The 12,135-nt window shown below is 69.3% G+C and carries 12 protein-coding genes; 5 read left to right on the top strand and 7 right to left on the bottom strand.

What is annotated here, in order from left to right:
- Positions 1-19: 19 nt before the first annotated feature.
- Complete coding sequence (locus L810_RS09895; protein ID WP_021158252.1) at positions 20-670, bottom strand: DsbA family oxidoreductase; 651 nt, start codon at positions 668-670, stop codon at positions 20-22.
- A gap of 120 nt (positions 671-790) precedes the next feature.
- Between L810_RS09895 and L810_RS09890 the strand changes: the two genes are divergently transcribed.
- The gene (locus tag L810_RS09890) at positions 791-1,696 is read left to right on the top strand and encodes a LysR family transcriptional regulator (protein WP_021158251.1); all 906 of its coding nucleotides are present in this window, start codon (positions 791-793) and stop codon (positions 1,694-1,696) included.
- 38 nt (positions 1,697-1,734) lie between these two features.
- Here L810_RS09890 and L810_RS09885 read toward each other — a convergent pair whose 3' ends face one another.
- The 3 genes from L810_RS09885 to L810_RS09875 are packed head-to-tail and all read right to left on the bottom strand — an operon-like array spanning position 1,735 to position 4,931.
- On the bottom strand, positions 1,735-3,195 hold the full coding sequence (locus tag L810_RS09885) for an alginate export family protein (RefSeq protein ID WP_021158250.1): 1,461 nt from the start codon (positions 3,193-3,195) through the stop codon (positions 1,735-1,737).
- Positions 3,196-3,209: 14 nt separating this feature from the next.
- Positions 3,210-4,151, bottom strand: a complete 942-nt coding sequence (locus L810_RS09880) for a hypothetical protein (protein WP_021158249.1) — start codon at positions 4,149-4,151, stop codon at positions 3,210-3,212.
- Positions 4,152-4,199: 48 nt separating this feature from the next.
- Entirely contained in the window at positions 4,200-4,931 is a 732-nt protein-coding gene (locus L810_RS09875; protein ID WP_021158248.1) for a YoaK family protein, read from the bottom strand.
- 344 nt (positions 4,932-5,275) lie between these two features.
- On the opposite strand from L810_RS09875, the gene L810_RS09870 reads away from it, so the two are divergent.
- The 3 genes from L810_RS09870 (at position 5,276) to L810_RS09860 (ending at position 8,347) form a co-directional block, all read left to right on the top strand.
- Positions 5,276-5,995 (top strand): TetR/AcrR family transcriptional regulator, encoded by a 720-nt coding sequence (locus tag L810_RS09870; protein WP_021158247.1) that lies wholly within the window; start codon positions 5,276-5,278, stop codon positions 5,993-5,995.
- Positions 5,996-6,289: 294 nt separating this feature from the next.
- On the top strand, positions 6,290-7,165 hold the full coding sequence (locus L810_RS09865) for an alpha/beta fold hydrolase (RefSeq protein ID WP_042973926.1): 876 nt from the start codon (positions 6,290-6,292) through the stop codon (positions 7,163-7,165).
- A 39-nt stretch (positions 7,166-7,204) separates the two neighbouring features.
- The gene (locus tag L810_RS09860; RefSeq protein WP_021158245.1) at positions 7,205-8,347 is read left to right on the top strand and encodes an FAD binding domain-containing protein; all 1,143 of its coding nucleotides are present in this window, start codon (positions 7,205-7,207) and stop codon (positions 8,345-8,347) included.
- Positions 8,348-8,398: 51 nt separating this feature from the next.
- Here L810_RS09860 and L810_RS09855 read toward each other — a convergent pair whose 3' ends face one another.
- Positions 8,399-9,673 (bottom strand): hypothetical protein, encoded by a 1,275-nt coding sequence (locus L810_RS09855; protein ID WP_021158244.1) that lies wholly within the window; start codon positions 9,671-9,673, stop codon positions 8,399-8,401.
- 408 nt (positions 9,674-10,081) lie between these two features.
- On the opposite strand from L810_RS09855, the gene L810_RS09850 reads away from it, so the two are divergent.
- Positions 10,082-10,402 carry a hypothetical protein gene (locus L810_RS09850; RefSeq protein WP_027792604.1) on the top strand — a complete coding sequence of 107 codons (321 nt, stop codon included), beginning with the start codon at positions 10,082-10,084 and terminating at the stop codon, positions 10,400-10,402.
- 83 nt (positions 10,403-10,485) lie between these two features.
- Here L810_RS09850 and L810_RS09845 read toward each other — a convergent pair whose 3' ends face one another.
- Together L810_RS09845 and L810_RS09840 are read right to left on the bottom strand one after the other, a co-directional pair.
- Positions 10,486-11,484, bottom strand: a complete 999-nt coding sequence (locus L810_RS09845; protein ID WP_021158241.1) for an ABC transporter substrate-binding protein — start codon at positions 11,482-11,484, stop codon at positions 10,486-10,488.
- 52 nt (positions 11,485-11,536) lie between these two features.
- Entirely contained in the window at positions 11,537-11,881 is a 345-nt protein-coding gene (locus tag L810_RS09840) for a DUF3088 domain-containing protein (protein ID WP_021158240.1), read from the bottom strand.
- Between the last annotated feature and the right edge of the window lie 254 nt (positions 11,882-12,135).

Raw genomic sequence — 12,135 nt, 5'->3', positions numbered from 1 at the left:
TTCTGAAAGCCGGCGCGGCTTACGCGGCCCGATCCCGCACGCGCTGCGCGTCGAGCAACGCGGCGCGAAACACGTCGGCCGGCTGCGCGCCGCTGACGACCGTCGTACCGATGCGCGTCGACGGCACCGACGTGATGCCGTCGCGCACCGCCGCCTCCTCGAGCGCGACCACCGCGTCGAGCCCTTCGCCGGATGCGAGGAAGGCACGCACCGCATCGCCAACCAGGCCGGCGCCGGCCGCGACCTCGACCAGCACGTCCGCATCGCCGATATCGCGGCCGTCGCGGAAATACGCGGCAAACAGCGCATCGACGAGCGCGACCGCGCTGCCGTGCTGCTGCGCGAACCAGACGAGCCGGTGCGCGAGCCGCGTGTTCGGCGTGCGCGCGATCCGTGCGTGGTCGAACACGAGGCCCGCCGCGCGGCCGGCGTCGGCCACGTGCGCATCGAGCGCCTGCGAACGCGCCCAGCTGCCGAACTTCGCGCTCCGGTACGCCTTGCGGTCGATGCCGCCGGCCGGCATCGTCGGGTTCAGCTCGAACGGCACGAACCGCACGTTCACGGCGCCGGCCAGGCCGGCTGCCTCGATCGCCTCCGCGAGCCGGTGCTCCGCGATCCAGCACCACGGGCAGATCAGGTCGTAGGTCACGGTTACTTCGACGGGTTTCATCGTCATCTCCTGTACATTGCAGTCCGGAAGATAACGCTTGCGCGGCGACGTTAGAATGCGAACGGCACGCAATGCATCGTTGCGGCCTGCACAAAGGCACGAAGACTCGAAGAGCACGACATGGACAAATTCTCCGCGCTGCGCGCGTTCGTCGAAGTAGCGGAAGCCGGCGGTTTCTCGAGCGCGGGGCGCCGCCTCGACCTCGCGGCATCGTCGGTGGTACGCGCGGTGGATGCGCTCGAGGCGTCGCTCGGCACCGTGCTGCTGAACCGCACGACGCGCCAGGTCACGCTCTCCGATGCGGGCGCCATGTACTACGCGCGCGCGAAGCAGCTGCTCGAGGAACTCGCGGAAGCCGACGCGCTGGTGTCCGATCGCGGCGACGAGCCGTCCGGGCCGCTGCGCGTGTCGGTGCCGGTCGCGTACGGCGTGCGCCGCATCGCGCCGCACGTCGCGGCGTTCCTCGCGCGCCATCCGAAACTCGACCTCGACCTGCAGCTCACCGACGAACGCGTCGATCTCGTCGCGAGCCGCATCGACGTCGCGATCCGGCTCGGCGAAGCGGCGCCGTCCGCCGAAGTCGTCGCGCGAACGCTCGGCACGTTCCAGCGCTACGTCGTCGCGAGCCACGACTACCTCGCCGCGCACGGCACACCGGCCGCGCCGGGCGAACTCGTCGATCACGCGTGCCTGCGCTTTCACTTCGGCGGCGACCAGCAGGCGTGGTCGTTCGTCGACGCGCACGGCACGGCGCAGGTGCGCGTTGCCGGGCGCCTGAAATCGAACCACAGCGAAGTGCTTCGCGATGCGGCGCTCGACGGCGCCGGCATCGCGCTGCTGCCCGACTGGCTGGTCGAGGCCGACGTCCAGTCGGGCCGCCTGCGCCGCCTCTTCGAGCAATACGACGTGACGCCCGGCACGGCCCGCTCGGTCGTCACCGCGCTCTACCTGCCGACCCAGCGCGGCTCGAAACGCGTGACCGCGTTCATCGATTTCGTCGAAACGCTGGTGCGCGCGGCGCACTGAGCCGTCCGGCGGCGTGCCGCGCGGCGCGCGGCGCCGCGCTACCAGCCGAACTTCGCTTCGACGCCTACGTAGTCGGCATTACGCGCGCCGAGCGCGCGGATCGAATCGGCGATCTGGAAGTGCACGGCCTCGACGGCCAGCGCCATGTTCGGATTGACGAGCCAGTCCACGCGGGCCTGCGCATACATCCCCGTGTACGAACCGCCCTTGCCTGCGGTGCCGGGCACCGCCGACATCCCCTGCCCGTAGATCGCGTCGGCCGTCGTCTCGCGCCACTGGAAACCGACTGCGGTCAGCACCGTCACGCTGCTCGACGGCTTGAACGTCAGCGACGGCTTCACGTGAATCAGGTTGCTGTAGCCGGTGTAGCCCGCGAGCGTGAAGTAATAGCCGTTCGGGAACAGCGGGTTGAAGGTGCCCATGCGTCCGTCGCCGGGATGCTTGTCGCCCGATGCGCCGTCGACCTGGATGCCGACGCGCGGCGTACCCGGCGTCTTCGCGAACGTGTAGCCGCCCAGCGCGCCGAATGCCCACGCGCCGATCGTGTCCTGGCCGATGTGCCCGGTCTGGAGCATCGCCTCGACGTCCCAGTCGAACCCGCTGGACTTGCCCGCGTAGCGCATGTCGAACACGTCGCGCCGCTCGGTGCCGGCCCCCGCGATGTAGCGCGCGTTGTCGCGCGTATAACGCGACCAGTACGCCGACAGGTCGCCGGGGCCCGTGTTGGTGCGCTCGACACGCACGCCGTCGAACCGCAGGTGCCGGTTCGACACGTCGTCGAACGACGCGTCGTTGCGATACTGCACCGGGCGCGTCACATAGCCGATCAGCCGCCACTTGCCGATTTCGTAATCCGCCCACAGCGCGTCGAACGCCTGGCGCACGTTCGGGCCGTCGCGCACCGACACGAACCGCTGCAGGTCATATGCCATCTCCTGCCGGCCGATCCGCGCCTTGAACGTGCCGCCGCCGATCTGGTCGACATACGCGACGAACGCCTGCTCGATGTCGAGCTGATCCTTGTCGACGGGCGACACCGTGTCCTTGCCGAACGGCCGCGCATCGACGAACTGGACGAACGCCTGGACATGCCCGGCGTAACGCAGGTCCGCATGCACCGTCGCACGCTGGATCACGTAGTTGTCGTCGTGCGCAGCGCCGAGCCCGAACAGCGGCGCGTTGTTCAGCTCGAAGCGCTCGCGCAGGTTCGCGCCGAGCGACAGGTAGGTCGACGGGTCGCCGCCGAGCGGGATGTACTTCAGCGCATCGCCCGGCTGGCGCGGCACGCACGGGTTCGCGAGCACCGACCAGTCTTCCTGCCAGCGGTTGAACAACACCGTGGGCCGCTTCGCGGTACACGTCGTGCCGGCGGCCGTGGCCGGCGAAGCTGTCGAAGCCGCCGAAGCGGCATCCTCGGCCCCGGCAGCCGTACCCGCATAACCCGCGACGCCGCCGGCCAGCACGGCGGCCGGCAGCACGCGCCGCCATGCCCGCCCCATCGACCCGCGCTCCATCACTTCGACCGCGCGTGGATTTCGGCGACGTAGCCGCCCGGGAACTGCACGAGCGCCGCGTCGCGCCCGTCCGACGTGAACGTCGGCACCAGCACGGTCACGCCCGCGGCCTGCGCCTGCTTCAGCGTCGCGGCCAGGTCCGGCACTTCGTAGCCCGTCATCTCGCGGCCGAACGGGTAAGGCAGATGGCCGTCGGTGGCGAGCACGGTCATCTTGCCGAAACCCGATTCGATGCGGATGCGGCGATACGTATCGTTCGGCCGGCCGATCTCGATGCCCGGCGCCTTGCGCACGTCGGACACCACCTTGCCGCGCGAGAACGCGACGAAGTCGTGCACCAGCTTGCTCGCGCTTTCCGGCGACACGTACACGCGGTTTTCCGGCACCGTCTGCAGCGGGTCGTATTTCGGCGCCTGCGTGTGCCAGTAGAGCTGCATGTTCACGCCGCCCGGCCAGCGGATGATCGCGTCGCGGCCGATCGGGTCGGGGAACGTGTCGACGACCACGTCCGCGCCGTGCGCACGCGCCGATTTCATCGCGACGTCCATGTCGGTGACGAGGTAACCGGTGCGCTCCTGGCAGAACGGATAAGGGATCGGCGTCTTGAAGCCGAACACCGAGATCGTGCCGGCCGGCGTGAACACGAGCTGCGACATCGTCTGGCTCGGCGTCGGCGTGACCTGGAACACGCCCTGCTGCGATTTCTTGCCGCCGAACGTCGCGACGAAGCTGTCGGTGAAGCGGTCGAAATCTTCCGGCGCGACGCACACGTGCGTCGTGTCGTACTGCGGGCCGACCGCGACGGCCGGCACCTTCGCGGACGACGTGTCGAGCAGGCGCGTCTCGTCGGCATGGGCCGGCGCGGTTGCCAGCAATGCGCCGAGCACGGCCGCCGACGCGGCCGTCAGCCGCCATGCCTGTTGCAATTTCAGTGCGATCATCGGGTTCTCCTTGAAAGTGGCACGCGCGGCCACATGCCGCGCGCGCATTCAGCGTGACGTCGGCCGCTCGTCGGGCCGACCGGATTGATAGGCGAGGAAGCACAGCACCGCGAGCGGCAGCGCGAGCGCCCAGAACGCCGCGAACAGATAAGCCATCGCGCCCGCGCCGGCGCCGAGCGCGAAGCCCGCGACCGGCGGCAGCGTGCGCCGCAGCCGCACGCGCGCGGCTGCGCGTTCGGCCGGCGCGGCGAGCGGCACCAGCCAGTCGAATGCATCGATCACCGCTTGCGTGACGTTGCCCGTCATCACCGTGTTGGCGACGACCGAACGGGCCGTCAGCCGCGCGTGCGCGTTCTGGACGCCCATCGCCGCGGCGCCGAGGAGGCCGCACAGGATCGTTCTCGGCGCGTCGGCATCGGCGATCGGCGAGGCCATCACGCCGGCCAGCATGAACCCGGCCAGCAGCACGGCCTGCAGCGCATACAGCGAACGCGCGCGCACGCCGTGGCCCCGCTGGCGCATCCGGTGGTCGAGCACGCGCGCGACGACGATCCCCGCGATGAAGGCCGGAAACGCGAGCCACTTGATCGCGAGCCCTTGCCCGACGCCGGCCAGGCCCGAGCCGATCAGGATGAAGTTGCCGGTGACGTGCGCTGTGAACAGGCCGAACAGCGCGACGAAGCCGAGCGTGTCGACATATCCCGCGATCGACGCGAGAAACACGTCCTCGCCGCGCACGCGGTCGGGCACGGCGCCCGCGGTTACCGGCTGCGACGGCATGACCGGGTTTCCTGGATGGTGGCGCCGGCCCCCGGCGAGATCTGATAACGCATGTTCCGCTCCGGTTGCGCCGACCGGCCCGGCCTGCCGACTGGCATCCGGCCCGTGCGGCGGTTCGGAAGCCAGACTAGTGAAGGCCGACCTTAATGTCATGGCGCCCGCCTGAATTTTTCTGAATCGGCGGCGGGCTCACGTGGCCGGGGAGCCGGGCCGGCACGACGCGGATTGCGCCCCGCACCGGCCCCGCAGCGCGCCGAAAGCCGCGCCGCGCACGGCATGCGGCGCGTCAATCGTGCTATTTTTCGATCGATAGTTAACGCAGGCGCACCATCGGGAGCCGATGCATGACCGAAAGAAAACGCAGCACGCCGGCCCGCGAGCGCGGGACGGACGCCGACGGCAACGCCGTCACGCCGGGCCGCCGGCTCGCGCCGGAAGCGCGCGAACGGCAGATCGTCGAGAAGGCGATCGAGCACTTCGCGACGCACGGCTTTTCCGGCAGCACGCGCGAGCTCGCGCGGCAGATCGGCGTCACCCAGCCGCTGCTGTACCGGTACTTCCCGAGCAAGGAAGCGCTGATCGACCGCGTGTACGACGAGATCTACACGTGGAACCCCGACTGGGAAAAGCTGATCGCCGACCGCACGGTGTCGCTGCAGGAGCGGCTCGTCGCGTTCTATCGCGACTATGCGCAAACCATCCTGCGGCGCGAATGGATCCGCACGTTCATCTTCGCGGGGCTCAGCCGCGAGGGGTTCAACACGCGTTACCTGTCGCGGCTGCGCGAACGCGTGTTCCTGCCGGTGCTGCGCGAGCTGCGGCACGAATACGACCTCGCGACACCCACCACCGAGGCCCAGCGCAATGCGGAAGTCGAGCTGGTCTGGAGCCTGCACGCGAGCATCTTCTATTTCGGCGTGCGCAAGTGGGTCTACGGCCTGCCGGTGCCCGACGATCTCGACACCGAGATCGAACGGCTGATCGACGCGTTCCTGCACGGCACGCCCGCCGCGCTGAAGCAGCTCACGTCGGACGCACCCGCGCGGCGGCGCCGGCGCGGCTGACACCGGTGGCAGGCATGCCGGACGACGACGGTCGAATCGTCGTCCGTCATGTTCACGCTCGCGCGTCTTCGTCAAGCCCGCACGCGACGGGACGCCACCGGCCGGGCGAATCACACGGGGATCGGGAACCGCCTGCCACGACCGGCCCGTGACCCGGCGGCCCGGTTCCGGCCGTGCGCGCAATCACGCGAATTCAGAACAATTTATCCGGCGCGCCGCACGATTCGCCTATCCTCGAAAGGCATTTGCGGCCGCGCCGGTTTCGCGCGGGCCGAACCGAACAGCGATCGCCCCATGACCCACTCCATGCCTTCGATCACCCATCACACCGTCACCGCGAACGGCATCCGCCAGCACTACATCGACGCCGGCAGCGGGCCTGCCGTCGTGCTGCTGCACGGCTTCCCCGAGACCAGCTTCGCGTGGCGCTTCCAGATTCCCGCGCTCGCGCAGCGCTACCGCGTGATCGCGCCCGACCTGCGCGGTTACGGCGAAACCGACAAGCCGGCCGCCGGTTACGACAAGCGCAACATGGCGCGCGACGTCGCCGGGCTGCTCGACGCGCTCGGCATCGGCCGCATCGCGCTCGTCGGGCACGACCGCGGTGCGCGCGTCGCGACGCGTTTCGCGAAGGACTTCCCCGAGCGCGTCGACCGGCTCGTCGTGATGGACAACGTGCCGACGCGCATCGTCGCGCAGAACATGACCGCGCAAACGGCGCGCGCGTACTGGTTCTTCCTGTTCCACCAGGTGCCGGATCTGCCCGAGGCGCTGATCGCCGGCAAGGAAGCCGAGTGGCTCAGCCACTTCTTCTCCGACTGGTGCTACAACCCGCACGCGATCTCCGGCGACGCGTTCGACACTTACGTGCGCGCGTACCGGCGCCCGGGCGCCGTGCGCGGCGCGCTGGCCGACTACCGCGCGAACGCCGAGGACGTGCAGCAGGATCTCGTCGACGCGGACGTCAAGATCGCATGCCCGACGATGGCGCTCTGGGGCGAGGATTTCTACGCGGTCGGCAAGATGTTCGACATGAAATCCGTGTGGGAAAGCATGGCGACGGACCTGCGCGCCGAGCCGATCGCACAGTGCGGGCACCTGCCGCAGGAGGAGCAGCCGGAGCGCGTGAACGCGCTGCTGCTCGACTTCCTGCAGCACTGGGAAGGCTGATTCGATGCGCGCGCAACGAACCATCGGGAGGCTGGCAGCATGAGCGACGTTTCGGGCCCGCTGGCGATCGTGATCGGCGGATCGGTGGGCGGGCTGTTCACCGCCACTTCACTGCGGGCGGCCGGCTGGCGCGTCAAGGTCTTCGAGCAATCGCCGAACGAGCTCGACAGCCGCGGCGGCGGCATCGTGCTGCAAACGCCGATCGAACGCGCGTTCGCGTTCGGCGGCGTGCCCGTGCCGCACGACGCGGGTGTCGATTCCGGCGACCGGATCTATCTCGACGCGCACGACCGGATCGTGCAACGCATGAACATGCCGCAGACGCAGACCGCGTGGAACGTGATCTATACGGCGCTGAAGCGCGCGCTGCCCGCCGGCGTCGTGCATGGCGGCGTGTCGTTCGAGCGCTTCGAGCAGGACGGCGAACGCGTGATCGCGCACTTCGCGGACGGCCGCGTCGAGCCGGCCGACCTGCTGGTCGGCGCCGACGGCGGCCGCTCGAACGTGCGCGCGCAACTGCTGCCCGATGCGCGGCCCGCGTATGCGGGTTATGTCGCGTGGCGCGGGCTCGTCGACGAGCACCTGCTGCCGGCCCCGGTGCTCGACGTGCTGCGCGACCGCTTCACGTTCCAGCAAGGCGACGCGCACCTGTTCCTCACCTATCTGGTCCCCGGCCGCGACGGCGCGATCGAACCGGGCAAGCGGCGCGTGAACTGGGTCTGGTACCGGCGGCTCGCACCGGCGAGCCTGCCATCGCTGTTTCTTGCGCAGGACGGCACGCAGCGAGACGGTTCGCTGCCGCCCGGCGCGATGCGCGACGACAACCGGCTCGAACTCGTGGACGCGGGCCGCCGGATGCTGGCGCCCACGCTCGCCGCGCTCGTCGACGCGACGCAGGCGCCGTTCGCGCAGGCGATCCTCGATCTCTCTGTCGAGCGCATGGCGTTCGGCCGCGCGGTGCTGCTCGGCGACGCGGCCTGCCTCGTGCGGCCGCATACGGCCGCGGGCGTCGCGAAAGCGGCGGAGAATGCGGTCGGGCTCGCCGAGGCGCTGCGCGGCGTCGTGCACGGCCCCGCGTTCGACGCCGCGCTGGCGGGCTGGGAAAAGCGTCAGCTCGCGACCAACGCGTCGCTGTCCAACCTCGGCATCTCGCTCGGCACGCGGATCATGGGGCGCGCGTGACCGTCCGGCGATGCGCGCCGCTTCGGTCGATCGCGCGTGCGGGCCGGGCCGTCACGCGTGGCGCACGACGATATCCCATGCGGTATGACACGCCTGCCCCGGCAGCGTCAGCGCGCGCAGCACCACCCGGTCGCCCTGCTGCGTCGCGACGCTGAACTTGTGCGGCGCCAGCAGCGCGACCGTCGCGCCGTTGTGCTCCAGTTGCAAGCCCGGCGCCGCAGGCTGGCCGCTCAGATGCGACAGCCAGATGTCCAGCACCAACCGGTCGCGCGTCACCGCGAATTCGACCGTGTGCGCCGCCCACGCATTCAGTGCATGGCCCTGCGGGTTGCGGAACGACGGCCCCGCGGCCAGGCGCGGCACGTTCGCCAGCACGTCCTCGTGCGCGGCCAGCACCGACAACCCGCTCGCGACGAAGCGTTCGGGCTGAAGCAGGCCGGGATCGGCCGGCTGCGCCCGCTTGCCGGCCTCGGGCGCCAGCGCGAACGCCTGCCCGCGCGCGATCGCATGCTCGGCATGACGGGCCAGGTAGCGCCAGTGGTTCAGGAAGCGCACGTCGCCCGTCATGTGCAGGCCACGGATCGGATTGCCCTGATGCTCGAGCACGATGCGGACCGCGTCGAAATCGTGCCGCTCGTGCAGCCCCCATTTCGTGACGAAATTCTGCTCGCAGCCCACGAGCCGCACGTGGCCGAGGCCGCCCCACAGATGCAGGAAGGTCGTGTCCAGCCCGTAGATCGCCACGAAATCCTGGCCGATCCTGCCGGCCTGTTCGCGGACAAACCGCGCGAATCGCGCCCAGGGCTCGCGGCCGCCGACCACGAGCCCCGCCTGCAGCGGCTGCCCCAGCCGCTCGAGCACGTCCTGCACGCACTGGTGGATCAGCGCGTCGCGCCGTTCGCCGATGAGCGGCGTCATCACGAACGCGCAGAAGTGCGCATCCGGCGCGACGTGAAGGGCCTCGTCGTGCGGCACGACGTCGAAGATGTCGAACCGCGGCCCCGGGAACCAGATGTCGGCATCGTAGAGCGCGAGCGTCTGCAACGCCGGATCGGCGTCGAAGATCGCGGCCGCGGAGATGTAGCGGTCCCAGGCAAGGTCGCCGACGCCCGCCGCCGCGTACACCTCGATCCCGTTCGCGCGCAGCCGCTGCTGCTTCTCGTCGGACAACCCGTAGCCGATGACGCCGATGCGCCCCCGGTAGTCCGTCGCGCGCAGCGAGACGATGAACGGGATGACCATTTCGTACCAGGCCTGCGTGTTGTCGTCGATCGCGAACGCGACGAGTTGATGGCGGTCGGCCTCGTTGTGGTCGGACGTGTTCATGCGTGTGGTGAGAGTGGTCAGTCCGTCGTTCCGATCGGTCCGGCTGCCGGTGTGCCTTTACGCGCGACGCCGATTATCGGGAAGCGGTCGAATACCCGTTATCGTCATACGATTGCGAGCGATATCCATTCGGCGGCAGCCCCCGATCGCCGGGGCCGTTCGCCAGAAAATGGATGCACGATTTTTACCACGACGCGATATTCCCGCGCGACCTGAAAATGCGTCGCGATTCCGAACATTTGTTAAATAGCTTGAATGACCGACAACCGGCCGGCAATCTGCCTTAACATCCGGCCGTCATCTCGACTGACGCCGATCACGGTTGACCGACCCTGGACTCCGGCCGTGGCTTTCATTTTCCAGGTGCCTGAACGGGGCGCCGATTTCATCCGGACGCGACGACCGATCATGTTCCAGACCCCGGGAGATTCATTCGTCAACGGCTCGCTGCTGGGCCTGTGCGTCGAGGTGCCGCTCGCCGCGCTGGTGTCGCTCGCCATGCACGGCGTCGACTGGAACGGGCAGCGCATCGCGATGCTGATCGCCACGCCGGTGCTGCTCGCCTGCATTGCGCTGCTGACCCGCCCGGTCGCATTCAGCACGGTGTGGAAGCACAAGCGCTCGCCGTTCGTGCTCGACGACAACGTGCGCGCGTCGATCTACGGCCGGCTCTGCGGGATCGCGCTCGGGCTCGTGTTCGGCATCATGGTCGCGACGACGTTCGCCTGATCCCGCCGGACCGCCGCGCCCGACCAAACCTGCGTCGGGCCTGAAGCCGCCGGCTCACGAGCGAGTCTTCCCGGCGCATCGCATCACGCCGATGCCACCAGCGTGTTGAACGACGTATCCCACAACGGCGCGACATTCGCCGGCCCATCCAGCACGCCGATCCGCGCGAACACATCCGCGACCTGCTGATGCTGCGCCACCACGTCGGGCGTCACCGGCAGCAGCGCATAGTCTTCGCTGCGCTGGTCGAACATCGCGACGAGATCGGCCACCGGCACGCGCGTCTCCTGGTTCTGCACCCGCGCGTAGTCAGCGAAATGCCCGTTCGCCCACGCATACGCGCGCCGGAACCGCAGCAGCAGATCGCCCGTCGCCGCACGACGGCGCGCATCGTCGAGCGTGCGCGGGTTCGCGTACACCGGGAAATTGCCCGACAGATAACCCTTCCCCGTCTTCAGCACGCGCGCGCCGTAGCGATTGCGCGCGAGCTGGCCGTTGTAGCCGTAGATCGCCCACGCGTCGATGTCGCCGCGATCGTAGGCCGACAACCCGTCGGTCGGCGACAGGTTGATCGGCTGGATGTCGTCGAAGCCGAGGCCAGCTTCCGTGAGCTGGCGATACAGGAAGTAGTGCGACGTCGTCGCGCGCACGTAGCCGACGCGCTTGCCCTTCAGGTCCGCGATACTGCGGATCGGCGTGTCCTTGCGTGCGAGCGTGACCTGGTTGTTCAGGTCTTCGCGCACGCGGGTGATGAGCCGGACGCTGGCCTTCTGGCGCGCGGCGAACACGGCCGGAATTTCGCTGCCCGAACCGATATCGAGCGCGTCCGCATTGAGCGCCTCGATGTGCAGCACGCCGTTGTTCAGTTCGCGCCAGTCGATCCGGTAAGGTGTGTCGCCGAGGCCGGCCGCCTGCAGCAGCGCGCGCCAGCCGCCCTTGTAGGTCGCGACGCGCAACGTCGTGCCGGCGAGATCGGCGTTGACGGCCGGCGTGGCGAACGCGGCCTTCGCGGCGAACGGCGCCGCCACGGCCGCGGCGCCGGCAAGAATCAGGCGGCGGCGCGCCGCCGACGTTGACGCCATCGAATCCTCCTGTCGATCGGTTGCGAATTGAGCGGAAGCCCGCGCGGCTGCATCAATGCAGCACCGGGAACCCGTGGCGCTCGGCCAGCAGTTCGAGGATGCGGCGCGCGTCGGTGACGAACCGCACGTCGCCGAGCGTCTGCGCGTCGTCCGGCGCCGGCTGGTCGCGACCGAGCACAAGGACCGGCAAGCCCTGGTGCGCATCGTCGAGCGCCTCGATCACTGCGTGGCGCGGCCGCTCGAAGCCAACGCGCTTCACGTCGATGCGGCCGGCCTGCTCGGGCGCACTCGCCAGCAGCCCCTCGATCGACAGTCCGTGCGGACAGACGAAACGCTGGCCCGGATGCTTCGGATCGGCAAAGCCCGGTTCCAGCAAAAACAGTACATCGCGACTCATGTCAGACGGCTCCCGTGTTCGTTGTTCAGCCGGGACGCGTGCGCACGTCGGCGCCGTCGTGGTCCCGGAGCAGGCCGGCCCCTGGCCGGATGCCCGACTCTACCGTTGCGCGTCGCACCGCCCTACCAACGTTTTGCGAAATCGATATGCCGGCGCGCGTAGCGCATCGATCGTGCGCCGCACAGACGGCCGTTGCGTAAATGCATCGCCCGTTGCATCGCTGACATTGCGGATATCGAACCATTTCATCGATC

The sequence above is a fragment of the Burkholderia sp. AU4i genome, assembly GCF_000466765.1.
GTDB lineage: Bacteria > Pseudomonadota > Gammaproteobacteria > Burkholderiales > Burkholderiaceae > Burkholderia > Burkholderia cepacia.
This window is presented reverse-complemented; position numbering and strand designations above follow the sequence as displayed.